The organism is Roseobacter sp. SK209-2-6, assembly GCF_000169455.1.
Classification (GTDB): Bacteria; Pseudomonadota; Alphaproteobacteria; order Rhodobacterales; family Rhodobacteraceae; genus Pseudophaeobacter.
This window is the reverse complement of sequence record NZ_AAYC01000001.1, coordinates 136,708-154,325: the sequence shown is the minus strand read 5'-3', so window position 1 is coordinate 154,325 and position 17,618 is coordinate 136,708. Positions and strand designations below refer to the sequence as shown.

The window sequence follows — 17,618 nt, the reverse complement described above, 5'->3', positions numbered from 1 at the left end:
TATTGCAGCGCAGTAGCAAAAAAATTGCAGTTTTTCCAAACCTCATATTGAACTGAACAGTTTAGTTCCAATATAACCTCGACAAACCTTCCAATGATAGGAAAGCTGATGTTTTTGGAAAAACTGAACTGGCGCTATGCGACAAAGAAAATGGACCCAAACAAACAGGTCCCGGAGGAAAAAGTCGCTAAGATCGTGGAAGCGGTTCAGATGGCGCCAAGTTCCAGCGGGTTGCAGCCATTCGAGCTTTTTGTGATCCGCAACAAAGACACCCGTGCCGCGATCCGCCCGGTCTCCTGGGATCAAGCGCAGATCACCGATGGCTCGCATCTGTTGGTTTTTGCGGCCTGGGACAATTACAGCGAAGAGCGTATTGATGCAGTCGTTGACCAGATGGCGGAAGAACGCGGCGGCATGAATGATCTGCTGAAAGGGTACTACGACAATCTGAAAGCGATGTATCTGCCCCGTAGCGCAGAGGAAAACTATGCACATGCCGCGCGTCAAGCCTATATCGCGCTGGGTTTTGCCCTGGCAGCGGCAGCAGAGCTGGAAGTGGACAGCACCCCGATGGAGGGATTTGACCCTACACAAGTAGACGAAATCCTTGGTCTCAAGGAAAAGGGGCTACGGTCCGTCCTGCTACTGCCTTTAGGCTATCGCGCGGAAGAGGGCGACTGGCTGCTACCCATGAAAAAAGTACGCAAACCACTTGGCGCTCTTGTGACTGAGCTCAACGACTGATGACAAAAAGCGGCGAGAGGCCAGCGCGCCCCTTGCCGCTCTTCACACGTTTTTTTTGTCAAACTACTTTTTTCTCTCTGAAATCAAGCTAGATATCTGCACATTGCACCTGGCTTTTCCGAATTGTTCCAGCGGATCTAACAGGCCAACTGCAGTGGGAAACGGCGTAGGATACCAGTTGTTTGATGTTTACATCTGACTTCTCAGTTGGTGACCTTGAACAAGGGCTAAAACCCCTGTTTCTCCTTTGGCACGGCGCCATGGACGGTACGAACTATCCAAGTTTGTCCAAGCTGGGGTTGCCCAATACCGAATTCACCCCAGACATCCTGTCGATCTATGAGATTGAACGCGATGCTTGCAGACAAGTTTCTGATTTCAAAGCACTCTACGCGAGATCCAAAGACTGCAAAACTCTGCGAAATAAGTTTGTGGGCACCCGGCTTTCACAGCATGAGGGGTTTGGTCCAGAGTCAATGGTTTGGACAGCTTTTGCTGAACTTGCCGCTGACCCGCGCCCGCTTTTGGTTACACTCCCCTATGTCGGCCCGCTCTCTGATTACCAAAGCACCGCTGAGATCTATCTGCCTCTGCAAGGGGAGAGAGTTGATGTGCAATACATCCTTGTGGGCGTTGAGCTCTTGGAAAGAGCTTTCTCGCCGGAGATCTCGAACCCGCATTAGGGTTACCGCTTCACCCTCTTTCCCAGGGCTTTTCCCTTGCACAGCAGGCGGAATCCCCTTATACGCGCGCTGTCAATACATGGGCGGCAAACGTCCGGGCGACATATCTGAGCAGGGCTGGGGTACACCTCGGCCCTTTGTGTTTGTTTGATCAGATGTGTTCCGGGCCACGTTCTGTAGGGCGAAACCAAGACCGGTGGAGACAACCACCCGGCCAGAAAACACTTAGTAAAGGAAACCTGAGACCTCATGGCTCAAAACGTATCTATGGAGGATTTCGAAGCCCTCCTGAACGAAAGCTTCGAAATGGACACCCCAAATGAGGGTTCCGTTGTTAAGGGTAAAGTGATCGCGATCGAAGCTGGTCAGGCCCTGATCGACGTTGGCTACAAAATGGAAGGCCGCGTTGAACTGAAAGAATTCGCAAACCCCGGCGAAGCCCCTGAAATCGCAGTTGGTGACGAGGTAGAAGTCTACCTGCGTTCCGCTGAGAATGCCCGCGGCGAAGCGGTTATCTCCCGTGAGATGGCGCGCCGTGAAGAAGCATGGGACCGCCTGGAAAAAGCCTACGCAGACGATCAGCGCGTCGAAGGCGCGATCTTCGGCCGCGTCAAAGGTGGCTTCACCGTCGATCTGGGTGGCGCAGTTGCCTTCCTGCCCGGTTCGCAAGTTGATGTGCGCCCCGTGCGCGACGCAGGCCCGCTGATGGGTCTGAAGCAGCCCTTCCAGATCCTGAAAATGGACCGTCGTCGTGGCAACATCGTTGTGTCGCGCCGCGCGATCCTCGAAGAGTCCCGCGCCGAACAGCGCGCCGAAGTTATCGGCAAGCTCTCCGAAGGTGATTCCGTTGACGGTGTCGTCAAGAACATCACCGAATACGGTGCATTTGTTGACCTCGGCGGTGTTGACGGCTTGCTGCACGTCACCGATATGGCATGGCGCCGTGTGAACCACCCATCCGAGATCCTGTCGATCGGCGAAACCGTCAAGGTTCAGGTCATCAAGATCAACAAAGACACCCACCGTATCTCCCTGGGCATGAAACAGCTGCAGGAAGATCCATGGGATCTGGTTGGCGCCAAGTATCCGCTCTCCTCGGTCCACAAAGGCCGTGTTACCAACATCACCGATTACGGTGCATTTGTTGAGCTGGAGCCCGGTGTCGAAGGTCTGGTCCACGTTTCAGAAATGTCCTGGACCAAGAAGAACGTGCACCCAGGCAAGATCGTCTCCACTTCCCAGGAAGTTGACGTCATGGTTCTGGAAATCGACGGCTCCAAGCGCCGCGTTTCCCTGGGCCTCAAGCAGACCCAGCGCAACCCATGGGAAGTCTTTGCTGAGACTCACCCAGAGGGCACCGAGGTCGAAGGCGAAGTCAAGAACATCACCGAATTCGGTCTGTTCATCGGCCTCGAAGGCGACATCGACGGCATGGTTCACCTCTCCGACCTGTCTTGGGACGAGCGTGGCGAAGATGCGATCCAGAACTACCGCAAAGGCGACATGGTTTCGGCCGTTGTCTCCGAAGTGGACGTGGACAAAGAGCGTATCTCTCTCTCCATCAAAGCCCTGGGCGGGGACAAGTTCGCTGAAGCCGTTGGCGGCGTGAAGCGCGGCTCCATTGTGACCGTGAACGTCACCGCGATCGAAGATGGCGGCATCGAAGTGGAATATGAAGGCATGAAGTCCTTCATCCGCCGCTCCGATCTGTCCCGTGACCGCGCAGAGCAGCGTCCTGAGCGCTTCTCGGTTGGCGACAAGGTCGACGTCCGCGTCACCAATGTCGACAGCAAGACCCGCCGTCTGGGCCTGTCGATCAAGGCACGCGAGATCGCAGAAGAGAAAGAAGCCGTCGAACAGTATGGCTCCTCCGACTCCGGTGCATCGCTGGGCGATATCCTGGGCGCGGCGCTGAACAACGGCGACTGATCCCAGGCCTGCAGAATGCAGATCTGAAACGGAAAGCCCCGCTACTGGCGGGGCTTTTCTATTGTGCCGGAGCTTTGGCAACTGCCTGGACTTCGCGGTGCCCCTCTGACAATGTCGCCGTCATGCGAGGCTATGTATCAAAACGCGCCCTGGATTTTGGCAAGCGAATTACCTGCCCGGCCTGATAGGCCAGGCCGGGTGATCCCTATTCGAATTCCCAACTGCACTGTTTTGAACAAAGGCCACTTCCATGTCCGTAGAACCCGCAGTTCTGCACCTCGTGTGCGGTAAGATCGCTGCCGGAAAATCCACCCTTTGTGCCGAACTCGCTGGGCGGCACCGAGCCGTAATCATTGCAGAAGATGACTGGCTAGCGGCGCTTTTTGCCGATGAGCTTGCCTCCCTGCGGGACTATGTCCGCTGCTCTGCCAAATTGCGCAGTGCCATGGCACCTCATGTGGCAACCCTGCTACGCGCGGGCATGCCCGTGGTGCTCGACTTTCAGGCCAATACACGTTCCGGTCGGGCCTGGATAAAAGGTATCGCAGACATGGCTCGCGCCGACTGCAAGCTGCATTTCCTCGACACCCCGGATGAGGTCTGCCTAGAGCGGCTGAGGATCCGCAACAAAAGCGGCGCACACCCATTCCATGTAACCGAACAGCAGTTTCATCAAATCACCCGCCACTTTGAAGCGCCCAGCTCCGATGAGGGGTTTGATACTCTGCTCTATGGCGCTGGACGGCCAGCCGGGGCTTTAGAAGGATCAGAAGGAGAACCCCATTGCAAGCCTGCGGAGATTCTGAATGACTGAACGGGAAATTTCTATTGAGGTTAGCGAATGGTATTTGAAACTTGGCTGCTTTTTCTCCTCGTTAGTATCATTCCAGTGGTCAGCCCTGGGCCAGGTGTTCTATTGGCCATTACCAATTCACTACGCTACGGGGTCAAAGCAACGATCCTTGTATGTTTGGTGAATGGCGGCGGGATCGCCGTGCTGGGGCTTTTGGTGGGGTTTGGCCTTGGCGCTTTGATGCAAGCCTCGGCTCTGGCTTTTCTGGTACTCAAGACCATTGGCGCTGGCTATCTGATCTGGTTGGGCATCAAGATTTGGCGCGACCGCAATGCCTTTGTGGTAGAAGTTGGCAACAGCGGACAGGCTGCACCGATGCGCAGGCTCACCCTACAAGCGCTAGCGATCTCACTGACCAACCCCAAGGCAATGATGGCCGCCGCAGCCCTGTTCCCACCTTTTCTAAATGCCAATGAACCGGCAGCTTTGCAGGTGGTGATCCTGTCGTTCAGCTATGGCGCGCTTTGTGCCTTGAACCATGTTCTAATTGCTTTTTGCGGCTCCTGGCTGCGTCGGTTTCTACAATCTCCGCGCCGGATCAAATGGGTGCGACGTCTCACAGGTGGGGCCTTTGTTGGGTTTGGCTCATTACTGGCGGTAACCAGTCGGGCCTGATCCCGACGCTCTCCAGAGCGCGAAGAGCAGGCATTTTGAGCGCCGAATCAATGACTTCCTCTAGGGCTTTCGCTGACAATCCGCAGCCGGTTTTCCTCCCTTATGATAGCTTTCTGCTGCTTCACCGCTCTCACCGGCAGGTATTTGCCGCAAAGAGGCGGTTTTTTAGCTGCCCCTGTGACAATTCGTTCCCAAATGAGCCAAACCATGCCTATACTCTGGAAATAACTGCATAAAACACAGCGGCACCCCGGGAGGAACAGTATCATGATCCGTTCTGAGTTGATTCAGAAGATTGCAGACGAAAACCCGCACCTGTATCAGCGGGATGTCGAAAGGATCGTGAATACGGTTTTTGAGGAAGTGACGGATGCCATGGCGCGGGGAGACCGGGTCGAGCTGCGCGGTTTCGGAGCTTTCTCTGTGAAGCAGCGGGACGCCCGTACTGGTCGCAACCCGCGCACCGGAGAAACGGTCGAGGTTGAAGAAAAACATGTTCCGTTCTTCAAGACTGGTAAACTCTTGAGGGACCGCCTGAACGGAAAGGCCTAAATGCGCTACATTCGCTATGCTATCCTAGGGATCCTAGGTATCGCCCTGGTTTCAGTCTGCTTCGCAAACCGGACCGTTGTTGATCTTAAGCTCCTTCCAGAGGCACTGGCAGAGCTTGCGGGAATGAACCTAAGCATCTCCCTACCGCTTTTTGCTGTTGTCATTGGCGGTGTCGGTGGTGGCTTGATCATCGGCTTTATCTGGGAATGGCTGCGCGAACATAAGCATCGCCGCGAGGCCGGAAGCAAAACCCGGGAAGTTCGCAAACTCTCGCGGGAAGTACAGAAGCTCAAAAAGCAAAAGCATGAAGGTAAGGACGAAGTCCTGGCCATCCTTGAAGAAACAGCCTGAGCAAAACAATGCGGGACATTAAGGTCAAAATCTGTGGGTTGAAGAGCCCGCAGGATGTCGATGCTGTTGCAAAAGCTGGCGCAAGTTACGCCGGCTTTGTCTTCTTTCCCAAATCTCCACGCCATGTTGAAATCACTCAAGCGCGGGAGCTCGCGCTCTGCGCACCTGTAGGTCTGTGCAAAGTGGCGTTGACGGTGAATGCGGATAACGAAGCACTAGATGCGATTACAGCAACCGTTCCACTGGATATGCTGCAACTCCACGGCAACGAGAGCCCAGAACGCGTTACTGAAATCAAAGCCCGGTACGGGCTGCCAGTGATGAAAGCGATTGGCGTCGCGGATGCCGAAGATCTGCAGAATATTGATCTCTATTCACAGGTTGCAGACCAGCTTTTGATTGATGCGAAACCGCCAAAGAATGCTACTCTCCCGGGTGGGAACGGGCTTTCCTTTGATTGGAGACTGCTCGCGGGACGGAAATACTGGCAACGTCCCTGGATGTTGGCCGGTGGCTTGAATGTCGCGAATGTCGCTGAGGCCATAAAGATGACAGGCGCTCGCCAAGTCGATGTCTCTTCGGGCGTAGAAAGCGAGCCAGGTCAAAAAGACCACACTCTCATTGCGGGCTTTGTCGACGCTTCACGCGCCTGAGGCCCAAAAGCGACGCAGAAGAGGCTGTCTGACAGCGACAGGTTTCCTTGGGAAGCGTGGCGTTTGATGTTGCCCCCTTGTAAGATCACAGAATCTCCACGGTTATTTCGAGCCGCGGGATTTGATCTCCATTGCAACCCCTTCACTCACACCACCCCTCTGCTTGATCGGGCGAAGCTATGGATACCAACAGGTCCAAGTAACTGAAAACACCCGCGGCGTCCGCGCACAGGTTCCACTCACCCGTCTGTTTTCCGTCCCGGTACTTCCCCGGGAGGCGCATAGCGCTACGCAAAGGCTTCATCAAATGTCTGTCATTTCCACCCAGAATTAGGAGTCTGTTCAGAAATTGAGCAGAAAACCAGCCCGAGCAATAGCAGGAGGTATCGATGGGTCTAAGCTACACAATCTACCAGAGTACAGCCCTGGTCCCTGCGGAAGTCGCTGCGCATAATGAAATCCTCAGATCCTGTCAGACGCATAACAAAAAGAATGATGTCACCGGATTTCTCCATCGTGAAGGTAACTACTTCATTCAGTACCTGGAAGGGCCAGAGGAAGCGATCATCGAAACCATGCTCAGAATTGGAAAGGACCCCCGGCATGAAGATCTACTTGTCCTAGATCTTGGCCCCTTGCAGGAACGTCGGCTACCTGACTGGCAGATGGGTTTTGTCGATGGCAGCCAGCTATCCCTGCACGAGTTGATCGAAGCCCGCCCAGGCGTTTTGAATTTGAAAGCAGAAGATCCGTTTGATCTGGTCGTCTTCATGACTGCGAATGCCCACAATCTACGAGAGGATGCGACCAGGGTAGCGTAGCCTCCTGCAACGGTGAGTTAGCGACGGGCCTCAATCTCACGCAGAGAGGCCGCGATAGCCTCCTCGATACTCAGCTCGCTTGTGTCGATGATCACCGCATCATCGGCGGGGCGCATTGGCGCTTCTGCTCTGTTCATGTCGCGCTCATCGCGCGCCTTTACATCCGCTAGAACCGCTGCGAGAGAATCGGCTTCTCCCTTGGCAGAAAGTTCCAGAAACCGACGCTGCGCACGGACCTCCGCACTTGCAGTGACAAAAAGCTTTACCTCAGCATTCGGGCAAATCACTGTTCCGATGTCTCTGCCATCCAGGACGGCCCCACCAGCGCGACGCGCAAAAGCCCGCTGGAAGTCTACCAGAGCAGCCCGGACCTCTGGCAACACGGCAACTTTGGATGCCGCCTGTGCAGCCTCAGGCCCTCTAAGATCGGTTCGCTCCAGGTCTTCAGATGTCAGGCCCTGCGCCGCCTCAAGGGCCGGACACCCTCCCAGCGTTTTCACCCCAACAGCACGATAGAGCAGCCCAGTGTCCAGATGAGCAACATCCAAGGCACGCGCCACAGCCTTTGAGATCGTTCCCTTCCCCGCAGCCGCAGGCCCATCTATCGCTATACAGAACATCTGAAATTCCTTCATTCTCGCAACAGCGCTATCAATTGATCCCAATGGCCACAAGCCAAAGCACTAGCTGTGGCGCTGCTGACCTTCCACAGCTTGCGAGATGTTAACTAGGTTGATGAAGGGGTCACTGGCCCCCGCTCTCCAATTTGGCGCCCAGTTGTTTCATCAAGGGTTCGAACACCGGGAATGAGGTTGTGATCGGATTGCCATCATCCACAGTCACAGAGGCCTGAGCCCCCATACCCATAACCATAAAGGACATGGCGATCCGGTGATCCAGGAAGCTTTCGCAGGTGGCGCCACCGGGGACGCCCTCTGGGCCCATCCCCTCAACCGACCACCAGTCATCACCCTCATCCACCATAACGCCATTGGCACGCAGCCCACGTGCCATGGCATCGATGCGGTCGCTCTCTTTGACGCGCAGTTCTTTCACCCCGGCCATCATCGTCTTGCCTGTTGCAAAAGAGGCCACAACAGAGAGGACCGGGTATTCGTCAATCATCGAGGCCGCGCGTTCAGGCGGAACTTCGATGCCTTTCATATTCGGAGAGTATTTTGCGCGCAGGTCCGCGACTGGCTCTCCCCCTTCTTCACGCATGTTCTCAAAGGTTAGATCGGCCCCCATGTCTTGCAGAGTATAGAACAGCCCTGCCCGTGTCGGGTTCAGGCCAATGCCTGGCACCAGGACGTCAGATCCCGGGGTGATTAGTGCCGCACAGACCGGGAAGGCCGCGGAAGACGGATCCCGCGGAACCGCGATGACCTGAGGCTTCAGCTCTGGCTGACCGGTCAAGGTGATGACGCGCCCTTCCTCCGTATCCTCAGCGGAGATTTCAGCACCAAAGCCAGCCAACATGCGTTCGGAATGATCGCGAGTTGCCTCCTTCTCGATCACCACGGTCTTGCCCGGCGCATTCAGGCCGGCAAGCAACACAGCAGATTTCACCTGAGCGGAGGGCACCGGCACCTCGTAGCGAACCGGTACGGGCGCAGCCGCGCCGACAATAGTCATGGGCAACCGTCCGCCGGAACGCCCCACCGATTTTGCTCCAAAGAGCGCCAGCGGATCTGTCACCCGCGCCATTGGGCGGCCATTGAGGCTGGCATCGCCGGTGAAAGTGACCGAAATCGGCGAGGTGGCCATACAGCCCATGATAAGCCGAACTCCGGTTCCGGAGTTGCCGCAATCGATAACCTGATCAGGCTCGGCAAATCCGCCAACGCCCACACCATGGACCGACCAGCTGCCACCGCCGTGGTTTACAACCTCTGCTCCGAATGCCTGCATTGCCTTGGCAGTATCCAGTACATCATCGCCTTCCAACAATCCGGTGATCTTGGTTTCGCCAACGGCCATGGCCCCCAGAATCAGGGAACGGTGAGAGATCGATTTATCTCCTGGCACCTCTGCCACACCCGTCAGCGGGTCCGCACGGTGGGAGGTCATCGGGATTGGCGTGCCATGTCCGGACATGTGGCTTCCTTTGTCAGATCGTATCAGTCGTTGCTACCGCTATCGGTAACGAATTGAACCAGCAGGGTCCAGCGGTGATCGCCCACTGCAAATCCTGGCCTGCTTAGCCTTTGCGTCGGAATGTCAGATAGTAGGGGGTACGCCCTTCCCGCAGCGCTTTTTGCTCATACCGGGTTGAGATCCAGTCCTCCCAGGGAGTGCGCCATTCAGCCGCATCGCTCACCAACCATTCAAAACCGGCCTTTGGCACCTCTTCCAAGGTTTGGCGCACATAATCGGGAATATCAGTTGCGACCCGGAACATGGCGCCTGGTTTCAGGCACCGCGCCAGCGGCTCCAAATGCTCTTCGGTCACAAAACGGCGGCGGTGGTGGCGTGTTTTGGGCCAGGGATCGGGATAAAGCAGAAATGCCTTAGAGAGAGACTGCGGCGGGATCACATCCATCAAATCGCGCGCATCGCCCGGATGCACGGCAATATTCTCACAGCCAGCCTTGCGGATCTTGCCCAGCAGCATCGCAACACCATTGATAAAGGGTTCTGCCCCAATGATCCCGACATCCGGATTCTGGCTAGCCTGATGAACCAGATGCTCCCCTCCGCCAAAACCCACTTCCAACCAGACGTCACGCCCTCCGAACAGCGCCTGTAGATCCAGGGGGGTGCGTTCAGGGTTTTCTTCCCAGCTCACAGCTCCGGGACTAAGACCTGCCAGATCTTCATCCAGATAGCGGCGTTGGCTATCCTTCAGGGTCTTGCCGCTAAAGCGGCCATAGAAATTCCGCCAGGGCGCACCGCTCTTGTGGGTTCCTTCCTCGGCACTGCCAGAGGAGGTTTGGGGTTTCTTGCCGTCAGACATGATGCGACACTTTCTCTTTGCAGGAACCGCCAATTGAGTTGGCAGGAGGATCTCGAAACTGGCCGTCCATCTGCCGCAACCGCTGCCTCAGGTCAAGTTGCAGAAGCTATTCTGCGCCGACTTCCTCTCGCAATACACCTGCTGCGATCAATTCCAGACGGCTTGGATACCATTCTTCGCTGGGTTCCGCCTGCATCGTGCGAATTGCAAAGGCTGCATCCACACCACGAGACAGCATGAATTCGAGATGCTCAAAAACCTCTGTCTGGGTGTCGGAGTAGATCCAGGACCCGAACTCAAAAGGTGTCGCCCATTTGCGCCGTTTGCGCCATTGGCGATAGTAGTTCTGCACTGCTTCCGCCCGCCAGCTGCGCTGGTGGAACCCAATTTTCGAATCGAGAGTCATCCGCCGTCGTGCGCCCGCCAGAAAGACATCCACGCAAGCGCTGATGCATTCCCCATCCACATGGGTATCCAGCCCATGCTTGATGATTATGGAGGCCATTTCCGAGCCCGCATAGACACTCCCGCCATCGCTGTTCAGGCGCAGCTCCGTTATAGCCGAATGCCGCTTAAGCATCCTTTCAAGCTCCGAAATATCCTCATCACGGATCTCATCGTTGTTCTTTTCGGTATCATAGATCAGGACGTTTCCCTGCACTTCGAATTTTGCATATTTCACCTCCTTCGCCTGTAGGAGCATAGGGGCTATGGCAAAAAGAAAGGCAAACAAAACTCTGATCATGCAGGGGCTCCCTCTACCGGTTCGGTTTCCTATTGAACCATGGAGCTGGCCGCCTGTCACTGCTAAGCACGACACGTCTTTTGGGAACAAGAAAGGCGGGCACCGGGCCCGCCTTTGAAATTCACTCTGTTGCTCGCTCAAACGGCTTTTTTCAGAGCTTCAACCAGGTTGGTCCGTTCCCAGCTGAAACCGCCGTCGGCATCAGGCTCTCGCCCGAAATGCCCATAGGCTGCGGTGCGCTGGTAGACCGGCTTGTTCAATTCCAGATGCTCACGGATGCCACGAGGGGTCAAATCCATGACCTGATCAATGGCTTTCTCGATCTGCGCCGCATCAACCTGGCCAGTGCCATGGGTATCCGCATAGATAGACAGAGGCTTGGACACACCAATCGCGTAGGAAAGCTGGATGGTGCAACGCTCGGCCATACCCGCTGCCACAACGTTCTTTGCCAGATACCGCGCCGCATAGGCCGCTGAACGGTCAACTTTGGTTGGATCTTTGCCAGAAAAGGCACCGCCACCGTGGGGGGCTGCACCACCATAGGTATCCACGATGATCTTGCGGCCGGTCAGGCCTGCGTCCCCATCAGGACCACCAATCACAAATTTCCCGGTTGGGTTCACATGCCACTCGGTGTTGGCCGTCAGCCACCCCTCCGGGAGAGTTTCGCGGATATAGGGTTCGACGATCGAGCGGATATCCTGCGAGGTCAGCGTTGGATCCAGGTGCTGGGTAGACAGCACAACAGAGCTGACACCAACCGGTTTCCCATCTTCATAGATAACCGAAAGCTGTGATTTCGCATCTGGTCCCAGAGAGGGCTCGGTTCCGTTCTTACGCACTTCTGCCAAACGACGCAGGATCGCATGAGAGTACTGAATCGGAGCAGGCATCAAGGCAGGGGTTTCGGTCGTCGCATAACCAAACATGATACCCTGGTCGCCTGCGCCTTCATCTTTGCCTTCGGCAGCATCTACCCCCTGTGCAATATGGGCCGATTGCTCATGCAGCAGGTTGGTGATCTCCACGGTCTCGTGGTGGAACTTTTCCTGCTCATAGCCGATGTCTTTGATACATGCGCGCGCAATCTCATCGATTTTGCCCATGTAGTCATGCAGCTTCTCTTGATCAGAGAGGCCAACTTCTCCACCAATAACCACCCGGTTGGTGGTCGCAAAGGTCTCTGCTGCAACGCGGGCCTCTGGCTCTTCCGCCAAGAAGGCATCCAGAACCGCATCGGAGATCCGGTCACAGACCTTGTCCGGATGCCCTTCTGAGACTGACTCCGAGGTGAAAGTGTAATTCTTACGTGTCATGAAATTTGCTCCACTGAGGTCACCTCGTCACGCCAGGAAGCCGTTGTGACAGGTATCGCATTGCACTACGCGGGTCGGCTTTCGCCGTCAATTCATATTCGCAAGACGTTAACCGGCTATGACTTTGATGCAATCTTCTTTGCCCGACGAGTAAGTATGAGCGATAAACCTATGGTGAAGAGAAAAAAGGGAAGATCCCCGCGCTTCCTGTAAAAGGTTGGTGCCAAAGCTTCCGGCACGGCTCCGTCCAACGCACCAGCTTCACCAAGCGGCAATGACTTGATCACACGGCCATATGGATCAATGATCGCGGAAATGCCGGTATTGGCGGCGCGCAGCATCGGAACCCCCTGCTCTGCCGCCCGCATCCTGGCCTGAACCAGGTGCTGATACGGGCCGGAGTGGGTTCCAAACCAGGCGTCATTTGTAATCTGCACAATCAGGTCAAACCGAGAACCTACCCCCGCCACCTCATGCGCAAAAACCGCTTCATAGCAAATGAGTGGCAAAGCCGCACCAATAGGTAGCTTCATTGGCGTCAGGTGCTCACCTGCACTGTAACCAGCCCCAGCCTGCGAGGCGAAACCATGGATACCAAAGCGCGCCATGAAGTTGCCAAAGGGTACATATTCGCCAAAGGGCACCAGATGCACCTTGTCATAGATCTGATCGGGGCGCCCCTCCTTGTCCGTCAGCACGGCGGAATTGTAATAGCGACCATCCTCTTCACGCTGGATCCCGGTCAAGAGCGGCACTTCACCGGTATGTTCAGAGATCTGTCGCAATATCAGGCCCGCATCCTCCAGAAATGTGGGTAACGCGGTTTCCGGCCAAATAATGAGGTCAGGCTTCTGCCCCTCCTCACCCGCAGCACTTAAGCCGACGGCGCGGCGAACAAAGTCCCAGCGCTTTTCGGGGTGCCATTTCTCTTTTTGCGGGGCATTGGGTTGCACGATGCGCACAGTCTTGTCGGTGTACCCTACCGCAGGCGGATCTGGCCAAAGCCATAGCACCCCACCCAAGAGAACAAGTGGAAGGGCTGCCAATGCCCTGCGCGCTCGAACCAAGGCAAGCGGCAGAAAGGCCGTCAACGTCAGGAAAGACAAGCCATGGGGACCAATCCAGGGCAAAAGACCCGCAGCCGGGGTATCGATCCAGAACTGTCCAAAGGCAGCCCAAGGAAACCCTGTCAGCAAGTAAGCGCGGGCAGACTCCATAATCGACCAGGTCACGATAAGCAGGAAAACCTGCTTCTCCCCATCTTGCCTATTTGCCGCAGCAGCAAATGCAGCCGCCCAAAACAGAGCGAGTCCTGCCGCCAGGAAGACCAGTGCAAAGGGCGCCATCCAAGCATAGCGCTCTGCATCAATCTGAAACGGTTCGATGATCCAGGAGAGGGCAAAGGCAAAGTAACCGGTGCCAAACATCCACCCCAGGAATGCCGCCCCACGCCAGCTTTTTGCAGCCAGCAGCAAGGCGCCAATCCCACCCAAAGAGAGTGGCAATACCCAGAGATCATTATGAGGCGCCAAAGCCCGAGAGAGCAGCCCGCCCAAAACAAAGGCAAGGACAAAGCTCCAAAGGCCCTTTATTCGTACTGATGAAATCACCCGACCCCGCCTTTGGTTCTAGGCCGTGGAGTTTGGCAACATGACACGCAGGCGTTTGATCCGACGTGGATCCGCATCGATCACCTCGAACTCAGCACCATCGGGATGCTCAATCACCTCTCCCCGTGCGGGGACACGCCCAGACAACATAAAGACCAGGCCACCCAGCGTATCGATCTCTTCCTCGTCCACGTCTTCATGACTGGTCAAGGACCGACCAATTTCAGTTTCGAATTCATCAAGTGGTGTGCGCGCCAGCGCAATATAGCAACCCGGTTTTTCCTGATACCAAGTCTGATCCTCGCCGGGATCATGCTCATCCTCGATTTCACCGATCACCTGTTCGATCAGATCTTCGATGGTAACCAGCCCATCGACACCGCCATATTCATCGATCACCAGCGCCATATGCCTGCGCTCGGCCTGCATCTTGGCCAGCAGCACGCCAATTGGCATCGAAGGCGGTACAAAAAGCAAAGGCCGCAGCATGCGCGACAGGTCAAATGGTTTAGTGTTGCCGTTAAAACCATGAGTCAAAGCAAAATCTTTGAGATGGGCAAAGCCCAAAGGCGTATCCAAGGTCCCTTCATAGACCGGCACACGCGTATAGCCGCTATCTCGGAAGACCTTTACCAGGTCGTCCCGCTCGATTGAGACAGGAACCGAGAGGATCTCTGCCGAGGGGATGGCGACATCCTCAACACGCATCCGCCGCAGGTTGATCATACCATGGGGCTGCGCTTCAGGAGCCGGGTCTTGTGCGGCCTCTTCCACCTCTTCGGGTGCATGCCCAGCGAAAGAGCCGAAGAATCGACTCCAGAACCCAGCCTTATCTGCAGTTTCGGCTTTCTCCGAGAAACTGCTCATGTTCTGCAGCGCGCTATGCGCTGCGTTAGAACTGCCTTCTATATCGCCCATCTATCCTATCCAAAATGCTCCCTCAGGAGCGACCATCTATTTCATATGGGTCATCGATACCCATTTTGCCAAGTATTTCGACTTCCAAAGCTTCCATGACTGTGGCGTCAGGGTCGCGAATGTGATCATAGCCCAAAAGATGCAACACTCCGTGAACAAGGAGATGACGCAAATGATCCGCAAGAGGCTTCTGTGCGGCTTTGGCCTCACGCAGACAAGTATCAAAAGCGATTGCGATATCCCCTAGCGGAATCTCGCCGGTAAAATCGGGTTCCGGCTGCAGAGGCTGTCCGCCCGGCTCCTCAGCGGCCAGGTCCTCTGCAGGCCAACTGAGCACATTGGTAGCAACCGGCTTGCCACGAAACTCCGAGTTGAGCTCTGCGATTTTCTCATCACCGCAGGCCAGCAAAGCGACTTCGCAATCTTCTGGCTCCAGATCAAAATGCATCAATGCAGCGGCAATGGCTTCTGCCGCGTGAGCATGCAAATCTGCCTGCTCCCAGCGCGGATCCTCTATCGAAATTTCAAGCATCGCATTTCATCCAGACCAAGGGTGCTTCCACCCTCGACACCAATCACCAAATCGTACTGCGGTCAGATCATGCAGGAGGGGTGTCTGCGTCATAGGCTTCAATGATTGCCGCCACAAGCGGATGACGGACAACGTCACGCGCCGTGAAATAGTTGAAACTGATCTTTGGAATTGGTTTCAACAGCCGCTCTGCATCAGCCAGACCAGATGTCACCCCACGCGGCAAATCCACTTGACTTCGGTCGCCGGTGATCACCATCCGGGAGCCTTCTCCAAGACGGGTCAGGAACATCTTCATCTGCATCGAAGTGGCGTTCTGCGCTTCATCCAAGACCACAAAAGCATTGGAGAGCGTCCGCCCCCGCATAAAGGCGAGAGGGGCAATTTCAATCTGCTTCTCTTCCAGGAGCTTTGCCAGTTGCTTGCCAGGCAGAAAATCATTCAAGGCATCATAGAGCGGCTGCATGAAAGGATCGACCTTATCCTTCATATCACCGGGCAGGTAGCCCAGTTTCTCACCCGCCTCGACCGCAGGACGGGACAGGATGATCTTATCCACCTGACCTGTGATAAAAAGCGAAACCCCAACAGCAACAGCCAGATAGGTTTTACCGGTCCCTGCGGGTCCAATCCCAAAGGCCATTTCATGTTCAAACAGATTTTGAACATAGGCTTTTTGCGCATCTGTGCGGGGTTCAACCAGCTTTTTGCGTGTCTTGATTTCGACCGCGCCACCTTTGAACATTTCCAGCTGGTCTGCGGGCAGATCATCCTCACTTTGCCCCATGCGCAGCTCTCGGTCGATGTCACCGCTCTCAACGCTGCGGCCAGTTTCAAGACGGTCATACAATGCGCTCAGCACTTCGGCCGCCTGTTCGCGTGGTTCAGCCTCGCCCAATACGGACAACTGGTTGCCCCGGCGCACAATCTGAACACCCAATTTCTGTTCTATATCTGCAAGATTGCGGTCGTATTCACCGCAAAGATCAATCAGCAAACGATTGTCAGGGAATTCAAGCAACACTTCATGTGTGTTGGTGGTATCTGGCGCTTCGGTCCGGGCACTGCTGGCCAATGGGCACTCCTGTTTCTTGCAGTTCTCTCCTCAGTCTGCCTCTCTGGGCGGGCAGGCGCAAGCGGCAGGCAGGGAATTTCACCGAATTGCAACAAAAAACAGCCACCCGAAAGGGTGGCTGCGCATCACTAATTTGACATTTCAGACACTTACAGGATGTCAGGGAAACTGGAGCCAGACTTGAACGGGCCAGTTGCAACACCAGAGGGCGCGGCACCTGAACAGACCGGACGACCGCTGGGACCGAGGCGCTGTGACAGGTAGCCCTCGACGCCATCATCGATGATCCAATGGTCACAGCCCTGCGGGTCAACCCAGATCCCAGCCTTAAGCTGTGACAGGTCCTTGCTGTCAAAGCCCCGGTCAACTGTCTTGTCAACGGCTGTAGCACAGGCCGAAAGGCTGAGACCTGCAAAAAGAAGGACAATTGCCTTGGTGGTCTTCATGATGTCTCTCCTTATCGCAGGCAAATGATTTCGACACGGCGGTTCTCCGCCATATTTGCCGCACTGTTGTTTGGCTTACGCGGATCACGCTCACCATAGCCGCGCACCTCGATGATACGGGCGCCAATCGAGTTCCCTACACGTGCAACCGCATTGGCGCGACGCTCAGAGAGGCGCATGTTGTATTCATCCGAAGCCCGGCTATCGGTGTGACCGCTGATGATAAAGGCTCGAGCATTGGCCTTTTGAAAGAACTCTTTCAAACGCTGCTGGCCGGCCGCGTTGATCGCATGCCGATCGGTAGCAAAGAACTGGTCCGTTGGCATCACACCGCAGATATTGCCACGTCGGCAAACCGGTTTACCGTCGCGCGTCACATGGGGTGTCATATACCCTTCTGCGCCATCATCCATTGCCCAGTGTTCACAGCCATCGGGATCCACCCAAATCGTTGGAACATAGCGTTCGCCGACAACGACGCGCTGTTGCTGCTGCTGCGCACTAGCAGCGGTGACACTCATTGAAGCTGCTGCTGCCGCCAGCAAAGCAATTATCTTTTTTGATTTCGAAATCATCACAACCAGGTTTCCTTCACCTAAGTCCCCCCAGGGAGCTCGCCGCTTTTTTCTCTAACACTCAGGTTATCAGCGTTAATCTACACTGTATTTTCGGTAAAATATCCCTTTACGTGATATTTTTCTTTACAGGTTAGCCGCAAACTCAGGACACTTTGAATATACCACCCGGATTGTTTCGCAAAAGCGCGGCAAATAAGACTCACAGTGCTGCGCTTGCAGATTACGAGCAGCCCTTTTG

20 protein-coding genes and 1 riboswitch are annotated in these 17,618 nt (G+C 55.4%); of the genes, 9 read left to right on the top strand and 11 right to left on the bottom strand.

Features of this window, described 5'->3' with window-relative positions; genetic code table 11:
* Nucleotides 1-108 precede the first annotated feature (108 nt).
* The 9 genes from RSK20926_RS00750 (at nucleotide 109) to RSK20926_RS00710 (ending at nucleotide 7,201) form a co-directional block, all read left to right on the top strand.
* Nucleotides 109-744 carry an NAD(P)H-dependent oxidoreductase gene (locus RSK20926_RS00750; RefSeq protein WP_037253205.1) on the top strand — a complete coding sequence of 212 codons (636 nt, stop codon included), beginning with the start codon at nucleotides 109-111 and terminating at the stop codon, nucleotides 742-744.
* Nucleotides 745-929: 185 nt separating this feature from the next.
* The gene (locus RSK20926_RS00745; RefSeq protein ID WP_008203752.1) at nucleotides 930-1,427 is read left to right on the top strand and encodes a hypothetical protein; all 498 of its coding nucleotides are present in this window, start codon (nucleotides 930-932) and stop codon (nucleotides 1,425-1,427) included.
* A gap of 249 nt (nucleotides 1,428-1,676) precedes the next feature.
* Nucleotides 1,677-3,356, top strand: a complete 1,680-nt coding sequence (rpsA, locus tag RSK20926_RS00740) for a 30S ribosomal protein S1 (RefSeq protein WP_037253202.1) — start codon at nucleotides 1,677-1,679, stop codon at nucleotides 3,354-3,356.
* 250 nt (nucleotides 3,357-3,606) lie between these two features.
* A complete protein-coding gene (locus RSK20926_RS00735; RefSeq protein WP_008203748.1) occupies nucleotides 3,607-4,170 on the top strand; it encodes an AAA family ATPase in 564 nt (187 codons plus the stop codon).
* Between the two features lie 27 nt (nucleotides 4,171-4,197).
* Nucleotides 4,198-4,824, top strand: a complete 627-nt coding sequence (locus RSK20926_RS00730) for a LysE family translocator (protein WP_008203746.1) — start codon at nucleotides 4,198-4,200, stop codon at nucleotides 4,822-4,824.
* Nucleotides 4,825-5,091: 267 nt separating this feature from the next.
* Nucleotides 5,092-5,376 (top strand): integration host factor subunit beta, encoded by a 285-nt coding sequence (gene ihfB / locus RSK20926_RS00725; RefSeq protein WP_008203745.1) that lies wholly within the window; start codon nucleotides 5,092-5,094, stop codon nucleotides 5,374-5,376.
* Nucleotides 5,377-5,727 (top strand): lipopolysaccharide assembly protein LapA domain-containing protein, encoded by a 351-nt coding sequence (locus RSK20926_RS00720; protein ID WP_008203743.1) that lies wholly within the window; start codon nucleotides 5,377-5,379, stop codon nucleotides 5,725-5,727.
* An 8-nt stretch (nucleotides 5,728-5,735) separates the two neighbouring features.
* Nucleotides 5,736-6,380 (top strand): phosphoribosylanthranilate isomerase, encoded by a 645-nt coding sequence (locus tag RSK20926_RS00715; protein WP_008203742.1) that lies wholly within the window; start codon nucleotides 5,736-5,738, stop codon nucleotides 6,378-6,380.
* A 389-nt stretch (nucleotides 6,381-6,769) separates the two neighbouring features.
* Nucleotides 6,770-7,201 (top strand): BLUF domain-containing protein, encoded by a 432-nt coding sequence (locus tag RSK20926_RS00710; RefSeq protein ID WP_008203735.1) that lies wholly within the window; start codon nucleotides 6,770-6,772, stop codon nucleotides 7,199-7,201.
* Between the two features lie 17 nt (nucleotides 7,202-7,218).
* Here RSK20926_RS00710 and RSK20926_RS00705 read toward each other — a convergent pair whose 3' ends face one another.
* The 11 genes from RSK20926_RS00705 to RSK20926_RS00655 form a co-directional block, all read right to left on the bottom strand.
* Entirely contained in the window at nucleotides 7,219-7,836 is a 618-nt protein-coding gene (locus RSK20926_RS00705; RefSeq protein ID WP_008203733.1) for a (d)CMP kinase, read from the bottom strand.
* Between the two features lie 109 nt (nucleotides 7,837-7,945).
* Nucleotides 7,946-9,298 carry a 3-phosphoshikimate 1-carboxyvinyltransferase gene (gene aroA / locus RSK20926_RS00700; RefSeq protein WP_037253198.1) on the bottom strand — a complete coding sequence of 451 codons (1,353 nt, stop codon included), beginning with the start codon at nucleotides 9,296-9,298 and terminating at the stop codon, nucleotides 7,946-7,948.
* Nucleotides 9,299-9,401: 103 nt separating this feature from the next.
* Entirely contained in the window at nucleotides 9,402-10,157 is a 756-nt protein-coding gene (trmB, locus tag RSK20926_RS00695; RefSeq protein WP_008203729.1) for a tRNA (guanosine(46)-N7)-methyltransferase TrmB, read from the bottom strand.
* A gap of 106 nt (nucleotides 10,158-10,263) precedes the next feature.
* The gene (locus RSK20926_RS00690; RefSeq protein WP_037253195.1) at nucleotides 10,264-10,902 is read right to left on the bottom strand and encodes a hypothetical protein; all 639 of its coding nucleotides are present in this window, start codon (nucleotides 10,900-10,902) and stop codon (nucleotides 10,264-10,266) included.
* Nucleotides 10,903-11,039: 137 nt separating this feature from the next.
* Nucleotides 11,040-12,221, bottom strand: a complete 1,182-nt coding sequence (metK, locus tag RSK20926_RS00685) for a methionine adenosyltransferase (RefSeq protein ID WP_008203725.1) — start codon at nucleotides 12,219-12,221, stop codon at nucleotides 11,040-11,042.
* A gap of 6 nt (nucleotides 12,222-12,227) precedes the next feature.
* A riboswitch (SAM-SAH riboswitch) is annotated at nucleotides 12,228-12,276 on the bottom strand.
* Nucleotides 12,277-12,337: 61 nt separating this feature from the next.
* Complete coding sequence (lnt, locus tag RSK20926_RS00680) at nucleotides 12,338-13,831, bottom strand: apolipoprotein N-acyltransferase (protein ID WP_157133004.1); 1,494 nt, start codon at nucleotides 13,829-13,831, stop codon at nucleotides 12,338-12,340.
* 18 nt (nucleotides 13,832-13,849) lie between these two features.
* Nucleotides 13,850-14,749, bottom strand: a complete 900-nt coding sequence (locus tag RSK20926_RS00675) for a hemolysin family protein (RefSeq protein WP_008203723.1) — start codon at nucleotides 14,747-14,749, stop codon at nucleotides 13,850-13,852.
* 22 nt (nucleotides 14,750-14,771) lie between these two features.
* A complete protein-coding gene (gene ybeY, locus RSK20926_RS00670) occupies nucleotides 14,772-15,281 on the bottom strand; it encodes an rRNA maturation RNase YbeY (RefSeq protein ID WP_008203722.1) in 510 nt (169 codons plus the stop codon).
* Nucleotides 15,282-15,348: 67 nt separating this feature from the next.
* A complete protein-coding gene (locus RSK20926_RS00665) occupies nucleotides 15,349-16,356 on the bottom strand; it encodes a PhoH family protein (protein ID WP_008203721.1) in 1,008 nt (335 codons plus the stop codon).
* A 149-nt stretch (nucleotides 16,357-16,505) separates the two neighbouring features.
* Nucleotides 16,506-16,802, bottom strand: coding sequence for a hypothetical protein (locus RSK20926_RS00660; RefSeq protein ID WP_008203720.1), 297 nt, complete (start codon nucleotides 16,800-16,802; stop codon nucleotides 16,506-16,508).
* An 11-nt stretch (nucleotides 16,803-16,813) separates the two neighbouring features.
* Nucleotides 16,814-17,323, bottom strand: coding sequence for an OmpA family protein (locus tag RSK20926_RS00655; protein WP_157133003.1), 510 nt, complete (start codon nucleotides 17,321-17,323; stop codon nucleotides 16,814-16,816).
* Nucleotides 17,324-17,618: the final 295 nt, after the last annotated feature.

Excerpts from the sequence above, each read along its gene's own strand:
- ihfB (WP_008203745.1), top strand. The coding sequence starts at position 5,092 with ATGATCCGTTCTGAGTTGATTCAGAAGATTGCAGACGAAAACCCGCAC.
- RSK20926_RS00675 (WP_008203723.1), bottom strand. The coding sequence starts at position 14,749 with ATGGGCGATATAGAAGGCAGTTCTAACGCAGCGCATAGCGCGCTGCAG.
- aroA (WP_037253198.1), bottom strand. The coding sequence starts at position 9,298 with ATGTCCGGACATGGCACGCCAATCCCGATGACCTCCCACCGTGCGGAC.
- RSK20926_RS00720 (WP_008203743.1), top strand. The coding sequence starts at position 5,377 with ATGCGCTACATTCGCTATGCTATCCTAGGGATCCTAGGTATCGCCCTG.
- RSK20926_RS00735 (WP_008203748.1), top strand. The coding sequence starts at position 3,607 with ATGTCCGTAGAACCCGCAGTTCTGCACCTCGTGTGCGGTAAGATCGCT.
- rpsA (WP_037253202.1), top strand. The coding sequence starts at position 1,677 with ATGGCTCAAAACGTATCTATGGAGGATTTCGAAGCCCTCCTGAACGAA.
- metK (WP_008203725.1), bottom strand. The coding sequence starts at position 12,221 with ATGACACGTAAGAATTACACTTTCACCTCGGAGTCAGTCTCAGAAGGG.
- RSK20926_RS00655 (WP_157133003.1), bottom strand. The coding sequence starts at position 17,323 with ATGAGTGTCACCGCTGCTAGTGCGCAGCAGCAGCAACAGCGCGTCGTT.
- trmB (WP_008203729.1), bottom strand. The coding sequence starts at position 10,157 with ATGTCTGACGGCAAGAAACCCCAAACCTCCTCTGGCAGTGCCGAGGAA.
- RSK20926_RS00715 (WP_008203742.1), top strand. The coding sequence starts at position 5,736 with ATGCGGGACATTAAGGTCAAAATCTGTGGGTTGAAGAGCCCGCAGGAT.
- RSK20926_RS00745 (WP_008203752.1), top strand. The coding sequence starts at position 930 with ATGTTTACATCTGACTTCTCAGTTGGTGACCTTGAACAAGGGCTAAAA.
- RSK20926_RS00705 (WP_008203733.1), bottom strand. The coding sequence starts at position 7,836 with ATGAAGGAATTTCAGATGTTCTGTATAGCGATAGATGGGCCTGCGGCT.
- RSK20926_RS00730 (WP_008203746.1), top strand. The coding sequence starts at position 4,198 with ATGGTATTTGAAACTTGGCTGCTTTTTCTCCTCGTTAGTATCATTCCA.
- ybeY (WP_008203722.1), bottom strand. The coding sequence starts at position 15,281 with ATGCTTGAAATTTCGATAGAGGATCCGCGCTGGGAGCAGGCAGATTTG.
- RSK20926_RS00660 (WP_008203720.1), bottom strand. The coding sequence starts at position 16,802 with ATGAAGACCACCAAGGCAATTGTCCTTCTTTTTGCAGGTCTCAGCCTT.
- RSK20926_RS00710 (WP_008203735.1), top strand. The coding sequence starts at position 6,770 with ATGGGTCTAAGCTACACAATCTACCAGAGTACAGCCCTGGTCCCTGCG.
- RSK20926_RS00750 (WP_037253205.1), top strand. The coding sequence starts at position 109 with ATGTTTTTGGAAAAACTGAACTGGCGCTATGCGACAAAGAAAATGGAC.
- RSK20926_RS00690 (WP_037253195.1), bottom strand. The coding sequence starts at position 10,902 with ATGATCAGAGTTTTGTTTGCCTTTCTTTTTGCCATAGCCCCTATGCTC.